Below are 26,504 nucleotides of genomic sequence, written 5' to 3' on the forward strand. Positions count from 1 at the left end.
AAATATTTCGCTGGCGCCGTCGGGCAAATCAGTCGTTCAACTCCCGCCATCCTGTCCCACCAGAGGGGCGTTGGCCATCGTCGCGAACGAGGGGCAGGGAGCGGTGGACGCAGCAGCACGCGAGACGAACGGGTTGCAGCGTACGGTGAAATCGTTTGGGTCCGACGCCCCGGTGCTGGCGTCAAGTTGGCGGAAGCGAAAGCTGAAGCTGATGATGGTGGCAAGAAAGCCGGTCACCAGGACGAAATCGTATAAGCCGTAAAGCCATTGCGCAGGGAAGGCCGGGTGTTCTCCGCTGAACCTGTATGCTCGTGTGCAGTATTTTTAATGCACATCGCACGCGAGACCGCGGGTGCAGCGCGCACCCGGTCTTCCCTGCGCCCTCTGATTTCGAGGGCAAGGTTTTCTTGCAAAACTCCGGGCGCATCGCGCCGCGAGAACGAAATGTCGTATGCGAGATTCGTAGGATGGGTGGAGCGAAGCGATACCCATCAATACTGCCGGTGTGGCGATGGGTATCGCTTCGCTCCACCCATCCTACAAGACGGATTGCTTCGCTTCGGGCACCATCCCTCACACCCGCCAGTCGTAGATCCAGTCCTGGCGCGCCAGCATGCGTTGCGGGCCCATGGTCTTGATGGCGAGGTCGCGGGCCAGCGCCAGCGGTCCGGCGAGATGATAGATGCGGCCCTGCTGTCGCGCGGCGCGCTGCACCTGCAGCACGCGGGCGCGCCGCGATTTGCCGTAGCGCTTCAAGGCCGCCGGGATGCCCGCTGTGTTGTCGCCGGCGCTGTCGCCGAGTGCCTTGGCGAGCACCGCGGCATCCTCGATCGCCATGCCGGCGCCTTGGGCTGCAAACGGCAGCATCGCGTGCGCGGCGTCGCCGAGCAGGGCGATCGAGCCCGCGCTCCATTCGCCGAAATCCGGCACCGTGAACAGCGCCCATCGCCGCCATTCGTCGACCGCATTGACCAGCATCCGCGCGGTCGCGGGCCAGCGCGACGCGAACGCACCCTTGATGTCGTTGGCTTCGCCGGGAGCACTCCAGCCCGGCCTGTTCCAGGTGCCCGGCACGACAGCGACGACGTTGATCTGACGCCCGCCGGAGATCGGGTAGGCGACGAGATGCGCATTCGATCCCATCCAGAGCTGCACCCGCGCCGAAGTATATTCGCGCGGCAGCGCGGTCGCATCGAGCGTGCCGCGCCAGGCGATCAGTCCGGAGAATTGCGGCTGCACCTCCGGGAACAGATGATGCCGCACAGAAGACCAGATGCCGTCGGCCCCGATCAGCGCCACTGCCAGTTCCTGCTGCCGTGCATTGCCGCGGCGCTGCACCACCGTCAGCCCCTTGGCATGCGCGGTCACGTCCTCGAACTGGCAGCCGAGCCGCAAATCGATATCGGGGTGCTCGTTGACCGCGGCCTGGAGGGCGGCCTGCAGATCGGCGCGGTGGATCACCCAATAGGGCGCGCCGGCGCGAAACGACGCGGCTTCGCCGAGCGGCAGGCGGGCGATCTCGCCGCCGGCCCGCGCGCTCATGATGTTGATGGATTCGGGCGTCACGGCACGGCCGGCGAGCCGCGGCTTAAGCCCGAGGTCGACCAGGATGCGGCTGGCGTTGGGCGAAAGCTGCAGGCCGGCGCCGGCTTCCTCCAGCCGTTCGGCCTTCTCCATCACGACGACGCGAAAGCCCTTGGCGGCAAGCGCGAGTGCTGCGGTCAGCCCACCGATCCCGGCACCCGCGACGACGATGGTGCGGGTCGCTGCCACTAGGAAAGCCCCTTGGAAATCAGGCGACCTTGTCCTTCAGGACGCATTCGGGGGGACGCGCTTCGCCCGCGCCGAGGTCGGTGGCAAAGCGGTACAGGGTCGAGCAATACGGGCAGATGATCTCGTTGTCGTTGCCGAGATCGAGAAACACATGCGGATGGTCGAACGGCGGGTTGGCGCCGACACACATGAACTCCTGCGAGCCGATCTCGATCACCGGAACGCCGGCATCGTTATGGAAGTGCGGGACGACATGATCGGACATCAGCTTCACCTTGAATAGCAACGACGGACGGACACAATCGACACGACGCCGCGGCACGAAACGCCGCGCACCATAATGGCGGGTGCGGATGATTCCTAGAGCCAGAGTTCCCGGAGACAGATTTCTTGGAGCCCCGATTCCTGAAGATCACAGACGGTCTCTTGGGCTCATTTGCTCATGCAAATTCGACACAATCTTGTCGTCCCAGAGAAGCCCTTCTTTCGTCGGGGCCGTTGTGTCGTAAAAGCGGCAGACCCATCTCAGGTAGGACGAAAACACAGGGATTTTTCGGCAATGAGGCGGTTACGGATCGGTCTGGCGCTGGCAGGTATGGCGGTGTGCGTGACGGCACTCGCGCAGGTGGCGCCGCATGGCCGCGACGCCTTTGCGATTCTCGCCGCGCAGGACGACCCGGCTGCGCTGGCCGATCTCCAGGTCAATTCTGCTATGCGGAATAACCCGGCGCTGGTCGCCGGCAACATCGAGGCGGCGCTGACAGCTGAAGACGCCGATCTGGCGGCCAGCTTCGTCGAACTGGCGCGCGATCGGAACATCGCCGTCAGCGACGACCTGTCGAAGCGCGTCACGGATGCCGTCACGGAAACCAATTCGACCTCGCATTTCGCCAAGCGCTTTGCCACCGGTCTGGTGACCGGGAATGCCGACGATGTCGCCAGCCTGTCAGGCACGGTGGCCGGCGATCTCTTCGTGTTCGGCGATATCAGGGACGTCGTGCGCGAAGGTAAGCATCTGGCGATGGGCGAGGACACCGACCGGCTGGTGCTGGGCCTTGCGGCCGCAGGCCTTGCGGTGACCGCCGCGACCTATGTCTCCATCGGCGGCGCCGCGCCGGTGCGCGCCGGTCTCACCATGGTCAAGGATGCCCGCAAGGTCGGGCGGCTCGGCGAGGGGCTGACGGAGTGGGCCGGCCGTTCGGCGCGCGAAGTCGTCGATGCGCCCGTCCTGCAGCAGGCGGTGGCGACAGGTTCCGTGCTGCGGCCAAGCGAGACCGTTAGCGCGATAAGAGCGGCGTTCCGCGCCGAGAAGGCCGGCGCGCTGGTGCGGCTCGCCAAGGACGTCGGCCGCGTCGGCGAAAAGGCCGGCATGCGCGGCGCGCTCGATACGCTGCGGATCGCCGAAGGCCCGAAGGATGTCGCCCGCGCCGCGCGGCTGGCGGAAGCCAAGGGCGGGCAAACCCGCGCGCTCCTGAAGATTCTCGGCCGCGGCGCGCTGCTGCTGGCGGCCGGCGCGTTCAATCTGTCGATGTGGGTGTTCGGCGCGCTGCTGGCGCTGTTCGGTTTCCTGTCGTCGATCAAGGCGACCACCGAGCGCGCGACCGAGTCATGGCTGCGCCGCAAGAAGGCGCGCCGCCTCAGGAAGCAACTCGCGGCCGCGCGCCTGCCGCAAGGTCCGGCTCTGGCGGGTGCCCCCGCGCACGGCTAGACTTGCGGTCCTCCAGAGATCGCCAATTCTGATCCCCAAAAACGGCAGAAACGGATTGAATGATGCCGAGTTTCCACAACGGCGCTGTTGAAATTGCCTATCTCGACGAAGGCGAGGGCGATCCGATCACTCTCGTGCATGGCTTTGCCTCGAGCAAGAACGTGAACTGGGTCTATCCGACCTGGGTGTCCGACCTGAAGAAAGCCGGCCGCCGCGTCATCGCGCTCGACAATCGCGGCCACGGCGATTCCGCAAAACTCTACGACGCCGCGCAGTACGAGATATCAATCATGGCGGATGACGTCATCGCGCTGATGGATCATCTCAAGATCGCCCGCGCCGACGTCATGGGCTATTCGCTGGGCTCGCGGATGACGGCTGTGCTGGCGCTGAAGGCGCCGCAGCGGCTGCGCTCGGCGATTCTGGGCGGCATCGGCATCGGGCTGATCGAGGGCGGCGGCCCCGGCGAGAATGTGGCGGCAGCCCTCGAAGCGCCGTCGCTGGAGGACGTCACCGATCCGGTCGGGCGTACCTTTCGCGCCTTCGCCGACCAGACCCGTTCCGACCGCCGTGCGCTCGCCGCCTGCCTGCGCGGCTCGCGGCGATTGATGACGCGTGAGGAAGCCGCTGCCATCACCGGCGTGCCGGTGCTGATCGCGGTCGGCACCGCGGACGAGATCGCCGGCTCGGCGACGGCGCTCGGTAAGATCATTCCGGGCGCGCAAGTGCTCGACATTCCGAACCGCGACCACATGCGCGCCGTCGGCGACAAGGTCTACAAATCCGGAGTCATCGATTTCCTGTCACGCCGGCCGTGACGGTTCGTCGCTGCCGGCAAAATGCCGGAACGCGGCGATCAGCACCACCAGCGTCGCAAGCCACGCCATCCGCGCGCCATAGCGATCATGCGGGCCGGAGATCACGGCGCAGATGACGGCGTTGCCGAGCAAAGCGAGCGACACCGTGCCGGCGAGCAGCGTGAGATCGTCGAACGGCCGCAGCCGTAGCCCGTGGCCGAACAGGATCACCGCCAGCAGCATCGAAGCCAGTGCGGTGGGAACATGGATCGTGTTGATCGCGGTGAAGTCCAGATGCCCGCGCTGCTGGCGCGCCGCGCGCATCGCCTCCAACTGGGCTGGAAGAAAGTGCTCGAAAATACCGTAGGTGTGGCCGAGCCAGACGTTGCTGCCTTCGCCGGTGGCGACATGGACCAGTTGCTGCGCGGTGCCGGCAAACGCCGCCTTGGCCTGCCAGGCCGGATATTCGGCGAGCGAATGCAGCACGATGAAGCCCATCTCGTCGTTCAGTCCCTGAAAGCGGCCGAGCGTGTTGAACATGCTGTTGCCCCACAGGAACTGGTCGGCGGTGGCCGGCAACCGGTCGCGATAGGGGCAGAGCTTCAGTTGCTGCTGCGGGCAGTGGTCGCCGAGGTAACGCGCGACGATGCCGTCCTGCATCATCCGTCCGAACGCCACGCCATAGCCGCCGGGCGTCCAGGCCAACTGTCCCGACAGCGCGAAATTCGTCGACAGCAACAATGCAGCACCGGCGACGACGGTGAAGCTGCCCTGGGTCAGTCCGGCAATGGAGATCCGCCCGCGCGAAAATGGCCGCGCGATCCACCCCACGGCGCACAGTCCAAGCAGCACCCCGAGCGTGGCGCTGTGGGTTGCGGCGGCAAAGGCCGTCAGGCCGAACAGCAGGCATTTCTCCGGCGTCGAGGTCCGCTCGCCATGCACCGCCAGGATGAAGAGCGACAGCACCGACAGGCCTGCGAAAATATCGGTCAGGAGCATGCTGGCAAGCCATGGCAGTGCGGTGGTCAGGATCAGCACCAGGCTTATCGCCAGAAGCCGCAACGGCTGGGCCATGCCGAGCACGCGCAGCGTCAGTTGCAGGATCCACAGCGTGGCCAGCGCCTGGATCGCGAGGTTGATCCAGAAGGCGGAATCCTCGCCGAAATGCAGATAGAGGCCGAACGCCGTCGAGCGGCTGGGCACCAGGTAGCCTTCGTACCACCGTGCCAGGTAGCCGCCGGTGTCCCACTGGAGCAGCGGATAGCCGTTCCAAAGAGCAGGGGCGAGCAACATCAGGGGAATGGCGGCAGCGGTAATCCAGACCGCCGGCGAATAGGCGATCCGCGCGTGTAAAATCTGCGTATTGATGTCACTTCCCCCGGTTTCGGCCAGCCTGCCGGGAATGCCGGGGAGCTCGAAATTCACCAATAGTCGGACGTCGCCCGGCTTGATTTTCGGAAATTGCCAACCACCTTGATCTAACCCGGAACCGATTCCGGGCATTCGGCGGGGGTACTCTGTCGAAGCCGCCCCGGGACAGAAGTCCACCAGCCGTGCTATAATATCCCGACCAACCAGCGAATTTGCGCGATAAGCCCGCGAGAGACGCCGAGAGAAATCAAATGGCAGTGCATCAGGTCAATCCGCAGGGTTCGAAGCTGGCCGCGCTCGATCCGATCTGGGATCGGGTGCGGGGCGAGGCGGAAGACATCGTCCGCCGCGAGCCGGAGCTGGCGTCCTTTATCTATTCGACGGTGCTGCATCACGAGCGCCTGGAAGCGTCGGTAATCCATCGCCTCTCCGAGCGGCTCGATCATCCGTCGCTGTCGGGTGACCTGATCCGTGGGACCTATGACGAGGCGCTGCGCGACGAACCCGATCTCGGCAACGCCTTCCGCGCCGATCTGGTCGCGGTGTTCGACCGCGATCCGGCGACCTCGCGCTTCATCGATCCCTTGCTCTACTTCAAGGGTTTTCACGCCCTGCAGACCCATCGCCTGGCGCACTGGCTCTATCAAAAGGGTCGCAAGGATTTCGCCTATTACCTGCAGAGCCGCTCGTCGGCGGTGTTCCAGACCGACATCAATCCGGCCGCGAGAATCGGCCGCGGCATTTTCCTCGATCACGCGACCGGCTTCGTCTGCGGCGAGACCGCCGTGATCGAAGATGACGTTTCGATCCTGCACGGCGTCACGCTTGGCGGCACCGGCAAGGAGAACGAGGACCGTCACCCCAAGATTCGCCATGGCGTGCTGATCGGGGCGGGCGCGAAGATTCTCGGCAATATCGAGATCGGCCATTGCGCGCGCATCGCCGCCGGATCGGTGGTGGTCAAGCCCGTGCCGCACAACGTCACGGTTGCCGGCGTTCCCGCCAAGATCGTGGGCGAGGCCGGCTGCGCCGAGCCGTCGCGCACCATGGATCAGATGATCAACGCCACCGGGCTTTGATTCATAAGGCTTTCTGGCCGCCATCTTTGTGAAGATACGGCTAGCGGTCGGCGTCGTCTCGTCCTAAAACGTCCCGGAAAATCCCAAGAATCTGATCAAGAATCTGGTTCAAGAATCCGATTGGAGATGACCCGTGGACGTTCAGGAAGTCAGAAAGCTCGACGCCTATCTCAAGCGCGTGTTCGGCAATCCGAAGATCCGCGTCGTGCCGCGGCCGAAAAAGGACGACTCCGCGGAGGTCTATATCGGCGAGGAGTTCATCGGCGTGCTGTTCGTCGATGACGAGGACGACGATCGCTCGTTCCAGTTCCAGATGGCAATTCTCGAGGAAGACCTCGCCGATCTCGGCTGAGACGAGGGGTAGCTCTGCTACCGCGGGTAGCTCTGCTACCCCTTCTGGCCGTGCATCTGCACGGTCAAACGCTCCATCGCGTTTGCCACGTCGCGCCATTTCGCAAGCCAGCTTCTCGGAAAGCGGAACGTCAGGTCGGCGCCGTCGACGCGGCGCTCGCTCAGGCACATGCCGGGCGTCATGCCATCGCGCGTGCAGCGGGCGTTGAGGGCGGGTGCGCCGGCCGAGAACAGATCCTCATTGGCATAGGGCGAGCCGTCGCGGAACGCGCGCATCGTCAACCCGTCGTCGATCGGCGTTGAGGCCTGGTCGAGGTAGCGCGGGTAGATGGTGCGGACCCTGGTGTCGGGCGCCAGCGTGTCGTGGTGGGCTGATATCGACAGGAAGATCCGGTCGATCGGCTGCTGGGTGCCGTCCTCGACCATGTCGGCGCTGATGTGCCTGGGCGCCTCGGGAGCCTCGAGCGACGGGAACACGAAGCTGAGATCGACGCGCTCCTGCGGCCCGGAATGGCGCTGGATTTTGCGGCGGATCGCCGACGTCGGCACGTTGAACAGGGTTGTGCCAACGCTGACCGGCAATCGCTCCGGACCGGTTGCGGCGCCGGCGCCCCAGGTCGGCCACAGCAAATAGGCGACCAGCGCGACAGCGCCTGCGGTCAGCGTTGCCGCCACCAGGATCAGGGCCATGTGGCCGCGCGGATCCCTCCGCGTGTCGCGGGCGATGTGCTGGGCCGTCGAGAGGAAGGTCATGAAGGAGGCATCGTTAAGTTCGAATCACTTGGCGAATATGCCATGTGTCCGGACATTTCCGCATGATTTCGCCGGACTCGTGGCGGCCCGAGCCATGCGCCATCGATGTTGCAACCGCCGGCTGTTAACCTTTCCTTAAGGATGAGGTGGCGGCGGACCGCCGATTTTGCGAAAGCAGGCGCGGTTTAGTCGAGTAGCGGAAGTATCCATGTCGCCTGATGCGTTGAATTCCCTGTTCTCCCTCTGCATCGGCTTTGCGCTCGCAGGCGCCTTGGCCAGCGGCTATCAGGCGATGGCGGAGCGGCCGGCGGGTTTTGCATTGCTCGGCGAGGGCGTGGCGCCGAAGACCTTCGCCGCGGTTCCGTTTCTGGTCTTTGCCGCACCCTTCATCATCATGCGGAACACGCTGCGCGGCGCCAAGATCGAGCGCCGGCGCTTCGAGTTCGTGATGATGGCCACCGTGCTCGCGGGCTTCTGGAGCCTGATGTCCGGCACGTTCGTGGTGATGACGCTGCGCGCCGCCGGCGTGCTGGCCTGAGGCCGGCAATCTGCCTCGCTTGATCCCGCGCCAGCGGCTATGCCAAGGTCTCCGTGAACGGAGACCTTTTTGTTATGGCGATCTACGAACTCGACGGGCAGGGCCCTGACCTCCCGGCAAGCGGCAACTATTTCATCGCGGATACCGCCGACGTCATCGGCAAGGTGCGGCTGCTGGAGCAGGCCAGCGTTTGGTTCGGCGCGGTGTTGCGCGGCGACAATGAGTGGATCGAGATCGGCGAAGGCTCCAACGTGCAGGACAATTCGACCTGCCATACCGACCGCGGCTTTCCGCTCACGATCGGCAAGAACTGCACTGTCGGCCACAACGTCATCCTGCACGGCTGCACACTGGAAGACGGCGCGCTGGTCGGGATGGGCTCGATCGTGATGAACGGCGCCAGGATCGGCCGCGGCAGCATCGTCGGCGCGGGATCCGTCATCACCGAGGGCAAGGAATTTCCCGAACATTCGCTGATCATCGGTTCGCCCGCGCGCGTCATTCGCACGCTGTCGCCCGAACAGGTCACCGCGATGGGAAGCGCGGCGCGGTTCTATGCCCTTAATGGCCCGCGGTTCAAAAAAGGCATGAAGAAGATCGGCTGAAGCATCCCGAGTGAGACATGCCGGCTGTAGCCGTCTCGCTCAGCTTCCTTCCTACTCGTTTGCCTCGATCGTGCCGGCGACCTGCTCATGGCCGGCAGCCCAGAGCGCATGCTGTTCGCTGCCATCCTGATAGGGATTGGCTTGCGCAGGAATACCCTCGCGCGCCGCGCGCTGGCCTTGTTCGAACGGGTCGGGGTCGGTGGTCATGAGGAGGCCTTTCGCGTTCTCGATCTCGTCTTCCCTGGCGTCGCCGCCCGGGAAGGCGCCGCGCTCTTGCGTAGCGCATCCCTGAGATCGATCGGGATGCCGTGCTTCTTGAGGACGTCGGCAAAGGCTTCATCAGCCAGTTCCTGAATCGTCGCCATCCGGTCGCGTCCAAGCTGGGTGAGCTTGGCGAACGTGTCTTCGTCAAACGCGATCAATTTGCGCACGTGTCGTCGGCTCCTGGCCGGAGGCTCTGGTGGCTTCAATGATTGGTGAAGCCGATGGTTCCTGGAACAAGCCGGGCGCGCTCCCGTTAAACTGTAAAGGGAGATTTTCGATGATCCGGGCATCCGCAATTGTCGCGATCGCGGTCGGCGCGATTCTGCTTTCACCGGCGATATCCTTTGCCTTTGCCCAGAGCGCCGGCGGCGCCTCTGCTGGCAGCAGCGGCGCTGCAAGCTCGCCGGGCGCGGCGATCGCACCCGGCACCAACAGCGCCGGCACCGCGCAATCATCCGGCGCGAACACCGCGCCGGGAGTGACGACCGGCTCGGCAGGATCGCTCGGAACGGGCACGGCGCCAACGACAGCCACGGGCAGTGACACTGCGATCAACGCCGAGAACAAGACGATCGACCGCAAGCTGAACAGCATCTGCCGAGGCTGCTAGCGGTGCCCAGCGGTCGGTCGCGCAGAAGTGAGAAAATTGTTCAGGCGACAGGCGGCAAGTCGCCATAGATTTGTGGCGGGATCCTTATGGGTCTGACGCCGGAAGCGTCATTTGGTTCAACGCGAATGATCACGGAGGATGAGATGTTACGTAAAGCGATGATCGCGTTATTCGCGATGGCGTCAGTTGCCGTGCTCGCACCGGGCAGCGCGTCAGCGCGCGGCGGGTTTGGCGGCGGAGGATTTCACGGCGGCGGCGGTGGTTTTCATGGTGGTGGCTTTGGAGGCGGTGGCTTCCGCGGTGGCGGTTTTGGTGGCGGCGGCTTCCGCGCCGCAGCCATCGGCGGCGGCGGTTTCCGTTCAGCCGCGATCGGCGGCGGTGGATGGCGCGGTGGCGGATGGCACGGTGGCGGTTGGCACGGCGGATTCCGGCACCGTGGATTCCCGTTTGTCGCCGCCGCGGTCGGTGCCGGTCTCGGCTACGGCCTCTACGGTTACGGCTACGACGACTATGATTACGGCTACTACGGCGCCTACCCGGCCGCCTATGACGACTCGTATTATTACGGTGACGACGGCGGCTGCTATGTCGTTCGGCAGCGCGTGCTGACACCCTATGGCTGGCGCATCCGTCCCGTGCAGGTATGTAACTGAAGTCTCTGCTTTCCAACGGGTTTCGCCGAACCAAGCGCTCGGCGGAAAACCCGGAGATGAGCGATTGGGAATGAAACACGCGGCCCCGGTGTTTTGATCACCGAGGCCGTTGTGTTGCGTAGTGGTACGCCGTTTGCATCGCAGCAGGGATGTTGAACATGCTCACAACCCCGGCTTTGACGTTTGTCTTCCTGGGCATCGTTGTCAGTTTGGGCACAGCGTTGGTGTGGGTGCTCTGGGAATTCGAACAAACGTCGAAGCATGCTCTGTCGAAAGCGCATCGTCCCCGCGATCGCGTGAGATAGGCCGTATCAAACAGCCGGCGCGCAGCCTTGGCTGCGCGTCCGTTATGCTGTGCGCTCTAACGCTTTAGCCTAACACGCCGTACTTCTTGAACCACGCCTGCATGTTCGCCCACGCATCGTCGGCGGCTTCCTTGCGATAGCTGGCGCGATAGTCGGCGTGGAAGCCATGTGGGGCGCCCGGGTAAAGCTTGAACTCGGCGGTCTTCTTGTTCTCCGCGAGCGCCGCCTTCAGGGCTTCGACGGTGGCGACGGGGATGCCGGTATCCGCCTCGCCGTAGAAGCCGATCACCGGCGCCTTCATCTCCGGCGCAAGCTGCGTCGGGCTCTTCGGCCACAGCGGGTTCGGCGGATCGACCGGCGGACCATAGAACGCCGCGCCTGCCTTCAGCGTGGGGCTGTGCGCGGCATATTCCCAGACCGTCCGTCCGCCGCGGCAGAAGCCGATGATGCCGAGCCTGGACGTATCGCCGCCCTGCGACTTGGCCCAGGCGACGGTACTGTCGAGATCGGACAACAGCTCGGCATCCGGTTTCGAATTCACGATCGGCAGCAACTGCGGGATGTCAGTGATCTTGGTGAGATCGCCGCCCTTGCGGAAGTAATAATCCGGCGCCACCGCGAACGCGCCGAGCTTGGCGAGGCGCCGCGTCACATCCTTGATGTATTCGTGCAGGCCGAAGATCTCCATCGCCACCAGCACCACCGGCGGGTTCCTGACGCCGTCGGGCTTGGCGAAATAGCCGGGCATCTCGCCGTCAGCGACTTTGATTTTGGCGTCACCGGTGGTGAGACCGCTGGTGTCGGTCTTGATCACGTCGGCCCGCACCGGACCCGCGGCGAGCGTGTAGCCGGCGGCAACGGCGGCGGACGCGGTCATGAAGCCGCGGCGCGAGAATGGCGCGACCTTTGTCAGTCCGATGACATCCGAGGTTAGCAACGGTTCCGTACTCATTGGGAATCCTCCATTTTTCAGGAGGCGCATTCAGCGGATAAACCATGCTGAACGCAAATCACCTGCTTGCGAGGATTTGGCAGGCTTGAGGCGATGAGGACATGCCGGGAAGGGACGATTGCAGGGCACAAAAAACAAGGCCGTCGACGCAGTATACCGTCAACGACCTTGCCAGCCCCGGACATTGAAATCGGCTCACGCCATCCGGTAAACTGCACGATGACCCGGATTTTCACTTGCGTATGTGAACCAGTTCACACTTGGCCCGAAAAAGTTCCGGCGGGCCCATTTTTGCCATCCCGAGGCCTGAAATGGCCATGAAGGTTGCCGGCCAGGATTGAACGCGGGGCTTTGGGCCGGCGACCGATGGGAACCGTCGTCCCGGAGTGGCTGCCGCCGCCATGAAGACACTGATCTTACTGTGCGTCGTGCTGGCTGCCGGGCTTGCCGGGTGGATCGCCTGGCAGCGCACACCACGAAAGCACGATCCGGTCGAATACTTCAGCGGGTGGGGTGGATACGGGCTCCCGATCCGCCTGACCGGCCGGATTACGAAAGACGAGGCAGATGCCATCGCCGCGCGGGGAAACGCCTACCTGATTGGTTATTTCGACGGCGACAACAGGCTGGTCCGCAACGTCAAGATGCTGCGGGGCGAGGTCTTCTTCGAGCACGTCTACGATTATTATCCGAACGGCCGGCTCAGGCGGGTCAAGGCCACCAACCCAGAGGGTGTGGAGACCGTGCGGGAGTATCGGCCATCCGATCGTGCGGGGTTTTTCTGGTAGCGCGCTGGCGGCCCCGGATCGCGTCCGGGGCGTTAGGTCGTCAGGCGTTTTCAATCAGCCTTGCGTCTTGCCGCGCTTGCGGTTCACGCTCCTGATCGCGTGAGGCTTGGCCGATCCGCCGGCCGACCGTTTGCGGGTCGCGGGCGGGTTGGCCGGCTCGGACGCCCGCACGCTGGCAAAGGATTGCCGCAGCCCGTCGATCGATTCGGTCAGCGTTCCGACCTGTTCGGAGAGTTTGCGCGTGTCGGCCTGCTGTGCGGCCAGCAGCCGGCGCACGGTCAGCAACTGATCCTGGACCACCTGGAGCTGGTCGATCGATTCCTGCTGGGTCACTTCCAGGCCCCTGGTCTTTTCGACCAGTTGCTCGGAGGCCTGCGCGGTACGCGCCTGCAATTGCCGGGTCGCGACGACGCGATCGGTCTCGGGCGTGGTGCCGGTATAGGCGCGCCAGAGCGTCATGGAGCCTATTCCCAACAGCACGATGGCGAGGGCCACCGCGCCGATCGCGATCGGCTGTCCGCCGAAGCGTGCGAAGGAACTGGTACTCCGGGAGGTGAGTTCGGGCATGAGACTCCAAAGCCGGACGTGATTTGCAATGCCCTCGATTACCACAGGCGCGGCGGCGCTAAAACCCGGGATTTACCCGTCTTGTGCGGGATTCCGGGTAAAACCTTGTGGAATCAGCCTTTTCCGGGGCGGCTGCGGCTCGCAACCAACCGGCGGCGGGAATGGATCGCTAGCGCCAGTTCAGCGGCTGCCATGCCACGGTGCATTGGCTGTCACAGCTGTTGCAGTGAACCGGCTGGTCGAAGGTGTTGGCCAGCTCCCATTGCTGCGACCTGTTGCTCCACTGCGCGATGGCGTGACAGATCAGATCGTCCGACTGGCAGCGCGCGCACACCGGCGCGAACCGCGTGTCACGCTGACTGGTATTGGGGCTGGCAGTGGGCCTTGGGCCCGAGTTCGGGTTGAACGGATTGACAAGTAAGGCATGCCGCATCGGATCCCCGTCCGTCAGAGCTCGCTCTCGCGAGAGTCGTCAGCATAGGCGCGGAGTGACGTGAATGTCTTCAGCGCAGGCGCGCGCTCTTGTGGATTGCGCTGAGAAAATCATCGCGCGTTGCCGATGTTCCACACCAGCGATGAGCGCGACACAAAAAGATGCGGCCAGCCTTTGGGGGAAGGCTGGCCGCGCGCGAACCGGTCTGGGACGGGGAGGGGTGGGAATGTGACCGGGTCGCGGGTTGGTAGATCCTTGTTCGTTAGCGATCGCGTGACGAGGCGGTTGCGAGCGCCGGGCGGTTGTCACCGAGCGAGACCCACACATTGGGATCGCTCTGCGACTGACGCTTGACGAAGCGGTAGCCGGTCTCGGTCCACGCCACGACGTTTTCGTTCTGGTTGTCGAGAACGAACTCGCCCTTGTCTGTTTTCACGGTCAGCACCGCATGGCCTTCGCCCTTCTTGTCGCGCACCACCGTGATCAGCAGCGCTTCGCGCGGCCATCCGGCATCGATCAGCATCTTGCGCTTCAGAAGCACATAGTCCTCGCAGTCACCGTAACCGTCCGTCGGCAACGACCACTTCTCGATCACACCCCAATGATCCATGTCGGTGATCGGCTTGATGGTTTCGTTGACCCACTTGTTGACCCGCAGCAAATCCCGCCAAGCCGTCTGCGACATCACGATGTCGCGCGGCTGAGATGCAGCGCCGCGGCACTCGCCGGGATTCTCGGCGCAGAATTCGACCCAACCGATCGGCGAACGCGTGGTGTCGCCGAGGCTGGCATAGAGTGCGTCGGCGGCTTTCGCCGGGACGCTCATTGAAGCGCTCATTCCCAAAAGGATGGCGATTACAGCCAGTCCCTTCCCCTGTCCCCTGAACAACATTGCGGCCCCCGTTTCTTGTTGGGACCATGTTTTGCACAGAGGTTTTGCGGTGCGCCTAAGTCAGGCAAGTACATTTGACGCGAATACAAGTAAAAGCCGCAGAAAATTCGATCTATACTTGAATCGAATTAGATTAAAATTTGAAACAACTGCAATTGATTCAAATTTTATGCATTAACGCGCCAGGCGCTGCGGCAGTGGCGGATTCCAGCGGAAAAGCCGCCGGCATTAACCGCATCTTGCGGGCATCGGATCGCGCAAAAACGGCCTCGGGCCGTGCGGAGGATGCCTTCGCGAGGTCCAAAACCAGGGATTTGGGGCGTCTGGCGCTTTACCGCGTGGTAACCGCGTCGATGGGCAGCACACCGGATGGCTCACGAATGCGCTTTGGCGAGGCCTTCCGCGGGACTTCGAGGCGACGGATACGGCCGCCGGGGTCGAAACCCCGGCGGAGCGTCGTTCGAACGATCGTCGCTATTTGAGAGCGGCCTGACCGGCCAGCGACACCACATTGTCCTGCGAACCGGAGCCGCCGCTGACGCCGATGGCGCCGACCACCTTGCCGCCGACCAGCAGCGGATTTCCACCGCGTGACGCGATGACGTCATCGAGGGTTGTCAGATAGGCAAAGTAGGGTCCCTTGCCGATCAGCGTTTCGAACACCAGGGTCGGACGGCGGTAGCGGGTCGACGTGCGGGCCTTGTGCTGCGAGACGCCGATGGAGGCGTATTGGCAGTTGTCCTGCTTCTCGAAGTAAACGAGATCGCCGCTCGGGTTCACGATCGCGACGCAGAACGCATTCCAGTTTCGCTTGGTGGCTTCCGCGACGGCGGCGGCGGCCACCATCTTGGCGGTCTCGAGGTTGATCGGCTCGCCATAGGGCGGCGGCGTCAACGCGTCCGGGACCGCATCGTTGGGATTGTCGGGGTTGGGCGGCACCTGGGCAAAGGCTCCCGTGCCAATCAAGAGCGCAACGCATACGACGCTTGCCAGCGCAATCAGACGACGCATTCAATCCTCCCAAGGGTTTGTTTTTCGGCCCCGGTCCTGACCAGTTCCGGGGCGCTGCGACGATAGCGCGTTTTCCGGTCGTTTCCGACGCCAGAATCAATCGGTCGCGGTATCCGACCGGATATATCGCGGATATCGCGGCGGGGGCCACATCCGGCCGGCGGCCCAATCAGTGCTTGGCAAAGCGCAGCACCCATGCATCCATGGGCAAAAAACAGGGAGGCTCATATGAAACGGTCCGTCTGGATTTTGCCGGCATGGCTGTGTCTGACCGTAGCTGTGCAGGCGCAAGGGAAGATCAATCCCACCGATCCGCAACCGACCTGCCAGATGTGTCCCGGCACCTACATCCCCGTCAGCGAGCTCGATGCCTATACGAAAAAGGCGCTCGACGAAAAGCTGCTCGACCAGCAGGTGCGGGACATCGATATCGGCAAAGCCAATATCGGCATCGGGATGGTCCATCGCGGCAAGCTCGACAAGCCGAATCCGGATTCCGTCGCCGAACATGACCAGATCAGCGAGGTCTATCATGTGCTGTCGGGGGCTGCGACGCTGGTGCTGGGTCCCGATATCGTCAACCGGCAGCGACGGCCGGCGACGATGCGTACCGTTGTCGAGTTCAACGGACCCGGCAACAACGGCTCCGAGGTTCGTGACGGCATCGCCTACGAGATCAAGGCCGGCGACGTCGTCGTCATTCCGGCCGGCACCGGACACTGGTTCACGAAGATCGAGGACCACATCGACTATCTGATGGTGCGGATCGATCCGGACAAGGTCACGCCGCTGAAGAGCGAGGCGCAGTCCAAGGATTATCTGTCGAAGCCGGCGAAGAAGGGGGACTAAAGCGTTTTCAAGCGAAGTGGGAACCGGTTCGCGTGAAGAAAACGCATCAAAAAAGAAGCTCTACCGGGCGGTGACCGCGTCTTCGAGCGTGTCGCTGTTCTGCTCGTGGACGAACTCGAGCGCAAAGCCTTCTTCGAGGTTGCGCACCACCCGCGACTGGACCTTGCCGAGCATGACCAGCGATTTCAGCGGCGGGCGGTTTTCGGCGGCGATCGCCGCCCCCGACAGCGACAGGTCGATGATCCGGCAGGTCATCTTGCTGCCGTCCTCGAGCGTCATCAGCGCGATCGGGTTGCGCGGCACGATACGGTCGTGGCGGCGGTCTTCCGGCAGATTGAGGATATCGCGGTTGGCGAGCCAGGTGAGCTGGGCGGCGAGCTTGTCGCGCTTGCGGGCGGTGGCGCCGACCGTCATGGCAAAGCCGTTATCGATGATACGGGTGATGCGGCCCTCGACCCGGCCGATATGGTCGAGATAGGCGATCACGCGATCGCCGACATTGCCGATGCCGGGCGCCAGCAAGGCGAGCCCGCCCGGCGACATATTGATGATCTGGCAGGGAAATTCGCGGCGGTCGGGCAGCATGTAGCGGCCGAGCAGGTGGACCTTGACGCGCTGAAAGCGCCGTCGCTCCTGGGCGGACGGTACCGTAGGTGATTTCTTTTGCGCAAACGACATCTGGCCACCCGACAGCCGGTCCTTCGGCGTCAAATGACCCTAAGGCCGACAGGGTTAACGAGCGGTTAGCAGCGGTTGCATCAAGGGTGGGCATCGCGCGGCGTGCGGTCGCGGCGCCACAATCCGGTTGAAACCCGGCAGCAGCCGCGGACCAGACTGCAACATGACGGTGCTACCGGAGCAGCCGTCCTGCAATTTGCCGGCTCCATGAATCGGAACCGATCGCAAGATCGAGCATCTGCAACAGCGCGACCGTCGCGGTGGCTTTGTCGCCGGCTTCGTACCGGGCATCGGCGCGATTGGCATCTCAGCCCGCTTCACATAGGCTCGCGTTTGCCCGCGCAAGGACAATCAACAATCGCCGCAAGAAATCACGGACGGGCCGGAGGAAATTCCATGGGGCCCATTCGCGTATGCACCTATGACGGTCCCGGCGCGCAGCCGGTCATTCGCAACGTGCCGTGGCCGAAAATTCCGAAGAAGGGCGCGCTGATCAAGGTCGGCGCCTGCGGGGTCTGCGGCACCGACCTGCATATCCTGAAAGGTCATTGGCCAAAACCGTTGCCATGGCCATTCACGCTCGGCCATGAGATCGGCGGCGTGCTGGTCGAAGTCGGTTCCGAGTTCAGGGAAGACTTCATGAGCAAGCCGCTCAAGGTGGGATCGAAGGTCATGATCCCGCCGCTGATGCCATGCGGCCAGTGCTATTACTGCATCCATTATCCGCAGAGCGCCAACAAGTGCCTGACGCCGGTCTATTACGGCCGCTATCTCGGCTTCGACAAGGCGCCGCATCTGTGGGGCGGCTGGGCCGAATATGTCTATGTCGATCTCGGCGAATTGCCGGGCACCAAGATCTACAAATTGCCCGACGACATGTCACTGCGGCTGGGTGCGCTGTCGGAGCCCTTGACCTCCTGCATCCGCGCCTTCAACCGCGCCACCCGCGCCGGCGGCTTTAGCTGGGGCGACACGGTGGTGATCCAGGGTTCCGGCCCGATCGGAATTCTCGCAGTCGCTGCCGCGCAGGAAATGGGCGCGGGCAGGGTGATCTGCGTCGGCGCGCCGGAGACGCCGCGGCTGGCGCTGGCGCGCAAGTTCGGCGCGGAGGCGACTGTTGATATCGATCAGCTCAAGTCGCCGGAAGAGCGCATCAAGGCGGTGCGCGACATCGTCGGCGGTTTTGGCGCCGATCTGGTGATGGATTGCTCGGGTCATCCGAGTGCCGGCCCCGAGGGTATCGAGATGCTGCGTGATGGCGGCACCTATGTCGAGATGGGCCAGTTCACCGATGCCGGTTCGATCAACACGTCATGGCACCGCATCTGCACCAAGGATCTCAACGTGCTGGGCTCGTGGGGATTTACCGGTAACGATTTGCCGCTCGGCGTCGACATGCTCTATCGCACCCGCAACAAGTATCCGTGGCTCGACATGCAGACGATCTATCCGTTTACGGAAGAGGGCATCGGGCAGGCGGTTGCGGACGCGATGGCGATGAAGACGGTGAAGTCGACCATCGTGCCGTGGCCGGAACTGGTGGAATGATACGGTTGCGCCGCGTGCTGCGTGCTGCGGTCCTGTGCGGCGTATTGGCGCTGATCGGGCCACATGCAGCCTAGCGTGTCGCGCAACTTGCGTTGAGGCGCTGAAATTGAAATCCGCCATTGTGCCGCGGCCGAAACTGATGAGAAGATGAGGAGGCGTCGACAAGCGGCATAACAACAAGCCGCCCAACAATAAGAACAGGGAGACGAACTCATGAAGTGGCAAGCGGTCATCGCTGCGACACTCATCTCGGTAACATCCATCTCGGTAACATCGGCGGCAGGTGCTGCGGACAAGAAATATGGTCCGGGCGTGACCGACACCGAAATCAAGCTTGGGCAGACGTCTCCCTATAGCGGACCGGCCTCGGCCTACAGCGTCATCGCCAAGGCCCAGCTCGCCTATTTCAAGATGATCAACGACCAGGGCGGCATCAACGGGCGCAAGATCAACCTGATCAGCATCGACGATGCCTACAGCCCGGCCAAGACGGTCGAGCAGACGCGCAAGCTGGTCGAGCAGGAAGAGGTAGCGGCGATCCTCAATCCGCTGGGCACGCCGACCGGGCTCGCGGTGCGGAAATATCTCAACGACAAGAAGGTGCCGCAACTGTTCGTCGGCGCCGGCGCCACGCTGTGGGGCGACCACGAGCATTTTCCTTACTCGATCGGCTTCCAGGCCTCGTATCAGGCCGAGACCGCGGTCTACGCGAAATATGTTCTGACCAAGAAGCCCGACGCCAAGATCGCGCTGTTCTACCAGAACGACGACGCCGGCAAGGACTACGGCAACGGCTTCAAGAAGGGATTGGGACCGGACAACGTCAAGAAGATGGTGGTGGCCGAAGCGACCTATGAATCGACCGATCCGACCATCGACAGCCAGATCGTCAAACTGAAAGCGTCCGGCGCCGACGTGCTGTTCATGCATGCGATTCCGAAGCAGGCGGCGCAGGCGATCCGCAAGATCGGCGAGATCGGATGGAAGCCGGACATGTTCTTCCTCGCGGCGACCTCGACATCGATCACGTCGGTGCTGAAGCCGGCCGGCTTCGACCACTCCAAGGGGATCATCTCGTCCTATTCGTTCAAGGACCCGAACGATCCGCAGTGGCAGAAGGACAAGGACGTGCAGGACTGGGCCGAGTTCATGAAGAAGTATTTTCCCGACGGCAATATCCAGGACCAGCTCATCGTCTATGGCTATGTCGTGGCGGAAGCCACCGTGCAGGTGCTCAAGCAGTGCGGCGACACCCTGACCGGCGAGAACATCATGAAGCAGGCGGCCAATCTCGACATCGCGTTGCCGATGATGTTGCCGGGCATCAAGTTGAAGACGTCGCCGACCGATTATTTTCCGGTTGAGGCGATGCGACTGGAACGCTTCAACGGCGAGGCCTGGGAGCTGTTCGGCGATGTGATTGGCGCGGACTAATACGTCGTCGCGCGTTGTGGAGACGGGTTCCCTGCAGCAAAGCTACTTCTGTACGAGCTGGTTCAGATCCTGCTTGATCGAGGCGAGGAGCTGTTCCAGCCGTTCCGGTCGAAACGCCGCTTGCTCCGGAACAGTGGCTTGAACCGGCCGCTCGGGCAGCGCGGTGCGCTCGGTCAGAACCGGACGCTCGGTGAGGGCGGATCGCTCGGGAAGCGAGGGGCGTTGCGGGAAAGCAGGTCGATCCGGGAACGATTGTCGTTCCGGGATCGTAGGTCGATCCGGGATCGCTGGCCGATCCGGGAACACCGGTCGAACCCGCTGCTCGGGAAAGGTCACGCGGACGGGCTCGCCGGGCTGAGCGTCAGCCTTGACGAATTCACCGTGCAAAACGTCCTCGCGGCGGCCCATCACCCACAGGATCGCCCAATAGGATACCGCCAAAACAATAAGGCTGAAAATACCGATCTCAAACATGGCTCACTTCCAATAGGCCAAGTATCTGTGGGAACGGCGATTTTGGTCAAGTCCGCGCAAGGCGATTGTTCATCGGTGCGTTGTTTGGGTACCATTAGGGTTACTGCTGTGCCCGGCCGGGCCGGCCCAGAAAAATGCCAGAGGGCGGAGGAATGAGATGCCGGGAGTGAAGCGGGAACGCGCCGATGCCGTTGGCGTGCTGACACTGGATGAGCCGGCGACGCTGAATGCGATGACGCCGGATCTGCTCGGCGATCTCGCCATCGCGATCGGCGAGATGACCGACGATCCGCAGGTGCGGGCGCTGGTGCTGACCGGCGCCGGCCGCGGCTTTTGTTCGGGCCAAAATCTCAAGGCCGCGCAAATCCTCGGCGACGACATCGTCGCCGGCGTGATGCGTTATTACTGGCCGACATTCAAAGCCCTGCGTGAATGCCGTGTGCCGATCGTGGTCGCCGTCAACGGCGTGGCGGCAGGCGGCGGATTCAGCCTTGCGATGGCAGGCGACATGATCGTCGCAGCGCGTTCGGCGAGCTTCATTCAGGTGTTCAGCCGGATCGCACTGGTCCCCGATCTCGGTTCGACCTGGCTGTTGCCGCGCCTCGTCGGCCGGCAGCGCGCGCTCGAACTGATGCTGAGCAACGAGCCGCTCTCGGCAGAGCAGGCAAAAGAATGGGGACTGGTCCGCGAGGTCTTCGACGAGGCCGCACTTCTGGACGGCGCGCTGGCGCTGGCGCGCAAGCTTGCGGCCGGTCCGACGCGCGCGCTGGTCGCGACCCGCGGGCTGATCGAACATAGCGAGCATTCCAGCTATGCCGATCAGTTCCGGCGCGAAATCGAGGTCCAGGCGGAAATCCGCACCAGCGCCGACGCCGTGGAGGGGCGTAACGCCTTTCTCGAGAAGCGCGCGGCGCGGTTCAGCGGACGCTGAACGCGCTCGTTACTTGCACGATGGCGGTGCAGCGAACATCATGAGCCTGTGAGAGCGTTATTGAAAGGACAGGCCGTCATGCGGATCGACAATGTCGCCGACCTCATCGCGGAGACTCTCGCCCAGGCCGGCGTCAAGCGCATCTTCGGTGTGGTCGGCGACAGCCTGAATGGCCTGACCGACGCGTTGCGCAAACGCGAAACCATCGACTGGATTCACGTCCGGCATGAGGAGGTTGCGGCCTTCGCGGCGGCGGGTGAAGCGCAGATCACTGGCGAGCTTGCGGTATGTGCGGGGTCGTGCGGTCCCGGCAATCTCCATCTCATCAACGGCCTGTTCGACGCCCATCGCAGCCGCACGCCGGTACTGGCGATCGCAGCGCAGATTCCGTCCGGCGAAATCGGCGGCGGCTATTTTCAGGAGACGCATCCACAGGATCTGTTTCGGGAGTGCAGCCACTACTGCGAACTGATTTCCGACCCCGCACAGCTGCCTTACGTTCTGGAAAATGCCATTCGCGCCGCGGTCGGGCGGCGCGGTGTCGCGGTTATTGTCATCCCCGGCGACGTCGCATTGCGGGGCGCGCCGAAGCGCGGCATCTCGCCGAACGCAGGTCTGTTGCCGGCAGCGCCCGTCGTTCGGCCGGCCGAACCGGAATTGACCGCCCTGGCCGAACTTCTGAATGGCGCCAAACGGGTCACGCTGTTCTGCGGTCGCGGCTGTGCCGGCGCACATGATGGCCTGATAAAGCTTGCCGAGACGCTTCTGAGCCCAATGGTGCATGCGCTCGGCGGCAAGGAATATGTCGAGTTCGACAATCCCTACGATGTCGGCATGACCGGGTTCATCGGCTTCTCGTCCGGCTATGCCGCGATGCATGCCTGCGACGTATTGCTGATGCTGGGGACGGATTTTCCCTACAAGCAGTTTTTCCCGACGGATGCGAAGATCGCCCAGGTCGACATCCGCCCCGAAAATCTCGGCCGCCGCTGCAAACTCGACCTCGGCATCGTCGGCGATGTCGCTGCCACGATCGGCGCGCTGCTGCCTAAGCTGACGGCGAAGGGCGGCCGCAAGCATCTCGACGACAGCCTGATCCATTACAAGAAAGCGCGCGCCGGGCTGGACGAACTCGCCCGCGGCACGCCCGGCCAGAAGCCGATCCACCCGCAATATCTGGCGTGTCTGTTGAGCGAGCAGGCGTCGGAAGACGCTGTCTTCACCGCCGATGTCGGCACGCCGACGATCTGGGCCGCGCGCTATCTGAAAATGAACGGGCGCCGGCGCCTCGTCGGCTCCTGGGTCCACGGCTCGATGGCCAATGCGATGGCGCATGCAATCGGCGTTCAGGCCTCGCAGAAGGGGCGGCAGGTCGTCTCGATGTCGGGCGATGGCGGGTTTGCCATGCTGATGGGAGACCTGATCACGCTGACGCAGATGAAGCTGCCGGTGAAGGTGGTGATCTTCAACAACGGCGTGCTTGGGTTCGTGGCGCTGGAGATGAAGGCCGCCGGTTTCATCGAAACCGGCGTCGATCTGCAAAATCCCGATTTCGCGGCGATGGCCCGCGCCATGGGCATTCATGCGGTGCGGGTCGAGGATCCCGGCGATCTGCCGAACGCGATCCGCGACGTGCTGGCCCATGACGGTCCCGCCGTACTCGACGTCGTGACGGCGACCCAGGAATTGTCGATGCCGCCGACCATCACGGTGGAGCAGATCAAGGGCTTCAGTCTATGGGTGCTCCGCGCCGTGATGAGCGGTCGCGGCGACGAGGTTCTCGATCTGGCAAAGACCAACCTGTTGCCACGGTGAGCTGATGAGTTTTCGCGCGCCGGCGTAAGTAGCACGCAAGGAAGAGTAGAGCGACCTCCGCCGTACATCGAGGAACCAGGGCATGTACTCATTAAGCGACCGTCCGCCTGATGTCCGGTCAACCCCCAACAGCGGCCCAATTGCGGACATTCTCCGGAGTCGCAGATGGGCCAATACCGACCGTGAGTTCACTTTTGCCGACTACCATCCCGATGCCGACTACCATCCCGACGAACCTGGGGCATCACAGGGAGGTCGCGCCCTATTCGTGGATAACTTCGATGGCCCAGCGCAGCCCAAGGCGGCAATCTCTTCGAAAGATATTGCCCCCAACATCTTGTCATCAGACGGTAGGTGGATTCTGTTATATACTGTTTGTAGCACGGTCCCTGGGCAGTTCATACCAAAGGTATCATCCGAATAATTGCTCATACGCTTGGCCCAGGCACAGCTGCAATCATTTTTACAGTTCGAAGCTGGCCGACGCATCGCAGTTCACTAGTCTTGGAGCGGGCTTGTAAACAAGGAGGCCGACCATGACCGCAATCTCCTCTTCACCCACCCGGCGCAGCCTTCTCGCAGGGTCAGCCGCAACTGGTGCCGTTAGCTTGCTTCCAATACATTTCGTCGCCGCACGCGCGCAATCGAAGCAAGGAGGGTCCCCGCTTGGTACGACCAAAGCCGACGCAATTCTTCCCTTCCGCGTCAATGTCCGGGGTGAAGACCTCGCTAATCTCCGCCGGCGCCTCGCGGCCACGCGCTGGCCCACCAAAGAGCTCGTTGAGGATCGGTCGCAGGGTGTGCAGCTGGCGACGCTGCGGGCGCTCGCCCGCTACTGGTCGACTGAGTACGACTGGCGCAAGTGCGAGGCACGGCTGAACGCGCTGCCACAGTTCACGACCGTGATCGACGGGGTGAAGATCCATTTCATCCACGTCAAGTCCCGGCATGAGAATGCGCTGCCGCTGATCATGACGCACGGCTGGCCTGGCTCGGTCATCGAGCTCCTCGATACCGTCGGTCCCCTGACGGACCCGACCAAGTATGGTGGCACTCCCGACGATGCATTCCACCTGGTGCTGCCGTCCTTGCCTGGCTACGGCTTCTCGGGTGAGCCGACCGAACTCGGCTGGGACACCGCGCGCATCGCGCGTGCGTGGGCGGTGCTGATGGATCGCCTCGGCTACACGCGCTACGTCGCCCAGGGTGGCGACGTAGGAGCGGCAGTAACGGATGCGATGGGGCGCCAGGCACCCAAGGGACTTCTCGGCATCCACGTCAACTTGCTCGCGGGTGTGGCGGCAATGTCCGACAAGCTGCCCGCAGAATCCGAGAAGGAACGCGCGGCGCAGAAGGCGGCCGCGACGTTTAGGGCGAGTGGCTTTGGCTACTTCCTGGAGCAGTCGACGCGGCCACAAACGATCGGCTACTCCCTGCTGAATTCACCCCTCGGGCTCGCGAGCTGGATGCTCGACCATGACACGGACAGCTACTACAAGATTTCCCGAGCGTTCGTGGAGGGTAAGCCCGCGGGCAATCTCACCCGGGACAGCATCCTCGACAACATCACGCTGTACTGGCTGACGGGCACTGGGGCCTCGGCCGCACGGTGGTACTGGGAGGCCGGACAGGCCGCAGCCCGTGCGGCCGGCAAGTCTCCTCCTGCGGTCGCGGTTCCCGTGGGATTTACGACGTTCCCCGGCGAAATCTTTGCTGCGCCCCGAAGTTGGGTCGAGATTATGTACCCCGGCCTCGCCTACTTCAGCGAGGTCGAACGTGGCGGACATTTCGCCGCCTGGGAGGAGCCGAAGCTGTTTTCAGATGAGGTACGCGCAGCCTTCAGATCATTGCGCAAATAACGGGAGGCTCGACGCCGACGATGTTGAGCACGCGCGTCAGATTGTAGGTCAGCGCACGCCGCGCCATCTCCGTGAATTACGAATTACGGTGACAGTGCACTAAATTTCTCTGCCATACCGCATATCGCTCCGCTCATGCGGGCTACGGCCTCAAATCTGCCTTGCAACGCGACCTGCTTCGCACTCCCGTGCAAGCGAAATCTTGCGGCAGGCGCTGCGACAAAACAACCCGACGGGCAAATCACCAAAAGTCTGTCCAGCCCTTCCGCTAAATATTTCCGTTGCCCCGTCGGGCAAATCAGACGTTTAACTTCGCCCGTCTCCCGCGATGAGAGCAACTGTGCTGAAGTAGACCGGTGATCGGCTGGCCTCAAGGCTGGCGCGAGGCGCGCCCCCGCCTTCGGCGGCTTACGGCCTTGACGCCGTCCGCTCCGCGGTCTGTTGGCTAGGCATGCGCTCGGTCGAGGACCGAGCGCGGTGAAGTGCGCTCGCTCAATTCAGTGCGTAACGGCTGGGATCCCATTTCTGCCGGCGTGCGATCATTGTGTTGAGGATGATGATCAGCTTTCGCATGCAGGCGACGAGCGCAACCTTCGGCTCCTTCCCCTTGGCAAGTAGCCGTTGATAGTAGGCCTTGAAGACAGGATTGTTCTGTGTGGCCGCGCCGAGGCACGGCATGTAGAGGGCGTTTCGGACCCAACGGCGGCCGCCCTTGATGTGGCGTTCGCCGCGGCGCTTTCCGCTATCATCGTCATAAGGGGCAACGCCTAACAACGCCGCGGCGATCTCGTCGCTCACTTGGCCAAGCTCCGGCATTCCAGCAATGAGGTTCGCTGAGCTCGTTTCGGCAAAGCCCGGCACGCTCTCGACGATCTCGGCGCGTTCGGCAAGATGAGGTGTGGCCCTGACCTGGGCCGAGATCGCGACTTCGAGCTTGGCAATTTCCTCGAGCAAGCTCTTCAAGATACGGGTCCGCGCTTTCCGAGCCTGTCCTGGTGCAGCATGCTCGTTTTGAGCTTCCAGTCGTATCTTGAGATCGACCAGATTGAGACGAGCTTTCACCAGCGCCTGCAGCTCTTCGCGCGCGGCATCGTGCACTTGGCCCGGCGCCTCGCTGAACGTCTCTGCGAACCAAGCGATCATCTCTGCATCAATCGTATCGTTCTTGGCCAGGCGTCCGGCCGACTGCGCAAAGCTGCGGACTCGCTTGGGGTCGACGATCCGTACGGCGATGCCGGCCAGACGGAGCACCTTCCCCCAATCGCGCTCATAGCCGCCGCTGGCCTCCATCACCGCCCTGTTCACCTTGTGCTTGCGAAGCCAGGCAACCAGCTTGCGATGACCCTGGGCAGTGCTCGGATACGTCTGCCGCAGCGCCAACTCGCGAATGCACGCATCGACCTTGTCCTTTGCTACATCGATGCCGACGACAACGAGACCATTTTGTGCCATCATCCACTCCCTTC

General features: G+C 63.2%; 29 protein-coding genes. 15 read left to right on the forward strand and 14 right to left on the reverse strand.

Annotated features, from left to right (window positions below; genetic code table 11):
- Positions 1-573 precede the first annotated feature (573 nt).
- Positions 574-1,773: an FAD-dependent monooxygenase gene (locus BLR13_RS32435; protein ID WP_074815088.1), complete on the reverse strand. Its 1,200-nt coding sequence runs from the start codon at positions 1,771-1,773 to the stop codon at positions 574-576.
- Between the two features lie 19 nt (positions 1,774-1,792).
- Entirely contained in the window at positions 1,793-2,038 is a 246-nt protein-coding gene (locus BLR13_RS32440) for a zinc-finger domain-containing protein (protein ID WP_074830849.1), read from the reverse strand.
- Positions 2,039-2,332: 294 nt separating this feature from the next.
- Between BLR13_RS32440 and BLR13_RS32445 the strand changes: the two genes are divergently transcribed.
- Both BLR13_RS32445 and BLR13_RS32450 read left to right on the forward strand, forming a co-directional pair.
- A complete protein-coding gene (locus tag BLR13_RS32445) occupies positions 2,333-3,481 on the forward strand; it encodes a hypothetical protein (RefSeq protein ID WP_074815085.1) in 1,149 nt (382 codons plus the stop codon).
- A gap of 62 nt (positions 3,482-3,543) precedes the next feature.
- Positions 3,544-4,299 carry an alpha/beta fold hydrolase gene (locus tag BLR13_RS32450; protein ID WP_074830846.1) on the forward strand — a complete coding sequence of 252 codons (756 nt, stop codon included), beginning with the start codon at positions 3,544-3,546 and terminating at the stop codon, positions 4,297-4,299.
- On the opposite strand, the gene BLR13_RS32455 is transcribed toward BLR13_RS32450, so the two are convergent.
- Positions 4,285-5,703: a hypothetical protein gene (locus BLR13_RS32455; RefSeq protein ID WP_433994238.1), complete on the reverse strand. Its 1,419-nt coding sequence runs from the start codon at positions 5,701-5,703 to the stop codon at positions 4,285-4,287. The genes BLR13_RS32450 and BLR13_RS32455 overlap by 15 nt on opposite strands.
- Positions 5,704-5,900: 197 nt before the next feature.
- On the opposite strand from BLR13_RS32455, the gene cysE reads away from it, so the two are divergent.
- Together cysE and BLR13_RS32465 are read left to right on the forward strand one after the other, a co-directional pair.
- Positions 5,901-6,728, forward strand: a complete 828-nt coding sequence (gene cysE / locus BLR13_RS32460) for a serine O-acetyltransferase (RefSeq protein ID WP_074815082.1) — start codon at positions 5,901-5,903, stop codon at positions 6,726-6,728.
- A gap of 133 nt (positions 6,729-6,861) precedes the next feature.
- Entirely contained in the window at positions 6,862-7,080 is a 219-nt protein-coding gene (locus tag BLR13_RS32465) for a DUF3126 family protein (RefSeq protein ID WP_057843888.1), read from the forward strand.
- A 35-nt stretch (positions 7,081-7,115) separates the two neighbouring features.
- Here the strand turns inward: BLR13_RS32465 and BLR13_RS32470 are convergent, their stop codons facing one another.
- Complete coding sequence (locus BLR13_RS32470; RefSeq protein WP_074815079.1) at positions 7,116-7,832, reverse strand: hypothetical protein; 717 nt, start codon at positions 7,830-7,832, stop codon at positions 7,116-7,118.
- Between the two features lie 208 nt (positions 7,833-8,040).
- Between BLR13_RS32470 and BLR13_RS32475 the strand changes: the two genes are divergently transcribed.
- On the forward strand, positions 8,041-8,370 hold the full coding sequence (locus tag BLR13_RS32475) for a DUF6949 family protein (protein ID WP_074815076.1): 330 nt from the start codon (positions 8,041-8,043) through the stop codon (positions 8,368-8,370).
- A 74-nt stretch (positions 8,371-8,444) separates the two neighbouring features.
- Positions 8,445-8,975 carry a gamma carbonic anhydrase family protein gene (locus tag BLR13_RS32480; RefSeq protein WP_074815073.1) on the forward strand — a complete coding sequence of 177 codons (531 nt, stop codon included), beginning with the start codon at positions 8,445-8,447 and terminating at the stop codon, positions 8,973-8,975.
- A 51-nt stretch (positions 8,976-9,026) separates the two neighbouring features.
- Here BLR13_RS32480 and BLR13_RS41200 read toward each other — a convergent pair whose 3' ends face one another.
- Positions 9,027-9,182 (reverse strand): ribosome modulation factor, encoded by a 156-nt coding sequence (locus BLR13_RS41200; protein WP_171944910.1) that lies wholly within the window; start codon positions 9,180-9,182, stop codon positions 9,027-9,029.
- Positions 9,179-9,406: a hypothetical protein gene (locus BLR13_RS32485; protein ID WP_074815069.1), complete on the reverse strand. Its 228-nt coding sequence runs from the start codon at positions 9,404-9,406 to the stop codon at positions 9,179-9,181. The genes BLR13_RS41200 and BLR13_RS32485 overlap by 4 nt, the downstream gene beginning before the upstream one ends.
- 38 nt (positions 9,407-9,444) lie before the next feature.
- Between BLR13_RS32485 and BLR13_RS41205 the strand changes: the two genes are divergently transcribed.
- On the forward strand, positions 9,445-9,849 hold the full coding sequence (locus BLR13_RS41205) for a hypothetical protein (protein ID WP_349532606.1): 405 nt from the start codon (positions 9,445-9,447) through the stop codon (positions 9,847-9,849).
- A 143-nt stretch (positions 9,850-9,992) separates the two neighbouring features.
- On the forward strand, positions 9,993-10,502 hold the full coding sequence (locus BLR13_RS32495; protein WP_074830844.1) for a hypothetical protein: 510 nt from the start codon (positions 9,993-9,995) through the stop codon (positions 10,500-10,502).
- A 369-nt stretch (positions 10,503-10,871) separates the two neighbouring features.
- Here the strand turns inward: BLR13_RS32495 and BLR13_RS32500 are convergent, their stop codons facing one another.
- The gene (locus tag BLR13_RS32500; RefSeq protein WP_074815063.1) at positions 10,872-11,759 is read right to left on the reverse strand and encodes a dienelactone hydrolase family protein; all 888 of its coding nucleotides are present in this window, start codon (positions 11,757-11,759) and stop codon (positions 10,872-10,874) included.
- A gap of 401 nt (positions 11,760-12,160) precedes the next feature.
- Between BLR13_RS32500 and BLR13_RS32505 the strand changes: the two genes are divergently transcribed.
- On the forward strand, positions 12,161-12,547 hold the full coding sequence (locus BLR13_RS32505) for a DUF6156 family protein (protein ID WP_074815059.1): 387 nt from the start codon (positions 12,161-12,163) through the stop codon (positions 12,545-12,547).
- A gap of 54 nt (positions 12,548-12,601) precedes the next feature.
- Here the strand turns inward: BLR13_RS32505 and BLR13_RS32510 are convergent, their stop codons facing one another.
- From BLR13_RS32510 to BLR13_RS32525, 4 genes are all read right to left on the reverse strand, one after another.
- Complete coding sequence (locus BLR13_RS32510; protein ID WP_074815055.1) at positions 12,602-13,114, reverse strand: hypothetical protein; 513 nt, start codon at positions 13,112-13,114, stop codon at positions 12,602-12,604.
- Positions 13,115-13,283: 169 nt separating this feature from the next.
- Positions 13,284-13,547 carry a hypothetical protein gene (locus BLR13_RS32515; protein ID WP_074815051.1) on the reverse strand — a complete coding sequence of 88 codons (264 nt, stop codon included), beginning with the start codon at positions 13,545-13,547 and terminating at the stop codon, positions 13,284-13,286.
- 262 nt (positions 13,548-13,809) lie between these two features.
- Positions 13,810-14,439 (reverse strand): transglutaminase-like cysteine peptidase, encoded by a 630-nt coding sequence (locus BLR13_RS32520; protein WP_074815048.1) that lies wholly within the window; start codon positions 14,437-14,439, stop codon positions 13,810-13,812.
- A gap of 474 nt (positions 14,440-14,913) precedes the next feature.
- Complete coding sequence (locus BLR13_RS32525; RefSeq protein ID WP_074815045.1) at positions 14,914-15,450, reverse strand: GlcG/HbpS family heme-binding protein; 537 nt, start codon at positions 15,448-15,450, stop codon at positions 14,914-14,916.
- Between the two features lie 228 nt (positions 15,451-15,678).
- Here BLR13_RS32525 and BLR13_RS32530 point away from each other — a divergent pair, with 228 nt between their 5' ends.
- Entirely contained in the window at positions 15,679-16,299 is a 621-nt protein-coding gene (locus BLR13_RS32530; RefSeq protein ID WP_074815039.1) for a hypothetical protein, read from the forward strand.
- A gap of 60 nt (positions 16,300-16,359) precedes the next feature.
- Here the strand turns inward: BLR13_RS32530 and BLR13_RS32535 are convergent, their stop codons facing one another.
- Positions 16,360-16,977, reverse strand: coding sequence for a PilZ domain-containing protein (locus tag BLR13_RS32535; protein ID WP_074830843.1), 618 nt, complete (start codon positions 16,975-16,977; stop codon positions 16,360-16,362).
- Positions 16,978-17,373: 396 nt separating this feature from the next.
- Between BLR13_RS32535 and BLR13_RS32540 the strand changes: the two genes are divergently transcribed.
- Both BLR13_RS32540 and BLR13_RS32545 read left to right on the forward strand, forming a co-directional pair.
- Positions 17,374-18,525: a zinc-binding dehydrogenase gene (locus BLR13_RS32540; protein ID WP_074815035.1), complete on the forward strand. Its 1,152-nt coding sequence runs from the start codon at positions 17,374-17,376 to the stop codon at positions 18,523-18,525.
- A gap of 213 nt (positions 18,526-18,738) precedes the next feature.
- Positions 18,739-19,959, forward strand: a complete 1,221-nt coding sequence (locus BLR13_RS32545; RefSeq protein WP_074815031.1) for an ABC transporter substrate-binding protein — start codon at positions 18,739-18,741, stop codon at positions 19,957-19,959.
- A 42-nt stretch (positions 19,960-20,001) separates the two neighbouring features.
- On the opposite strand, the gene BLR13_RS32550 is transcribed toward BLR13_RS32545, so the two are convergent.
- On the reverse strand, positions 20,002-20,433 hold the full coding sequence (locus tag BLR13_RS32550; protein ID WP_074815027.1) for a hypothetical protein: 432 nt from the start codon (positions 20,431-20,433) through the stop codon (positions 20,002-20,004).
- Between the two features lie 157 nt (positions 20,434-20,590).
- Between BLR13_RS32550 and BLR13_RS32555 the strand changes: the two genes are divergently transcribed.
- The 3 genes from BLR13_RS32555 to BLR13_RS32565 all read left to right on the forward strand — a co-directional run bounded on the left by BLR13_RS32555 (position 20,591) and on the right by BLR13_RS32565 (position 25,038).
- Positions 20,591-21,364, forward strand: a complete 774-nt coding sequence (locus BLR13_RS32555; RefSeq protein ID WP_074815022.1) for an enoyl-CoA hydratase-related protein — start codon at positions 20,591-20,593, stop codon at positions 21,362-21,364.
- Positions 21,365-21,442: 78 nt separating this feature from the next.
- On the forward strand, positions 21,443-23,179 hold the full coding sequence (gene poxB, locus BLR13_RS32560; protein ID WP_074830841.1) for a ubiquinone-dependent pyruvate dehydrogenase: 1,737 nt from the start codon (positions 21,443-21,445) through the stop codon (positions 23,177-23,179).
- A gap of 536 nt (positions 23,180-23,715) precedes the next feature.
- Complete coding sequence (locus tag BLR13_RS32565) at positions 23,716-25,038, forward strand: epoxide hydrolase family protein (protein WP_074815019.1); 1,323 nt, start codon at positions 23,716-23,718, stop codon at positions 25,036-25,038.
- Positions 25,039-25,530: 492 nt separating this feature from the next.
- Here BLR13_RS32565 and BLR13_RS32570 read toward each other — a convergent pair whose 3' ends face one another.
- Positions 25,531-26,493, reverse strand: coding sequence for an IS110 family transposase (locus tag BLR13_RS32570; protein WP_091976312.1), 963 nt, complete (start codon positions 26,491-26,493; stop codon positions 25,531-25,533).
- Positions 26,494-26,504 lie beyond the last annotated feature (11 nt).

The organism is Bradyrhizobium ottawaense (assembly GCF_900099825.1).
In the GTDB taxonomy this organism is placed as follows: domain Bacteria; phylum Pseudomonadota; class Alphaproteobacteria; order Rhizobiales; family Xanthobacteraceae; genus Bradyrhizobium; species Bradyrhizobium ottawaense_A.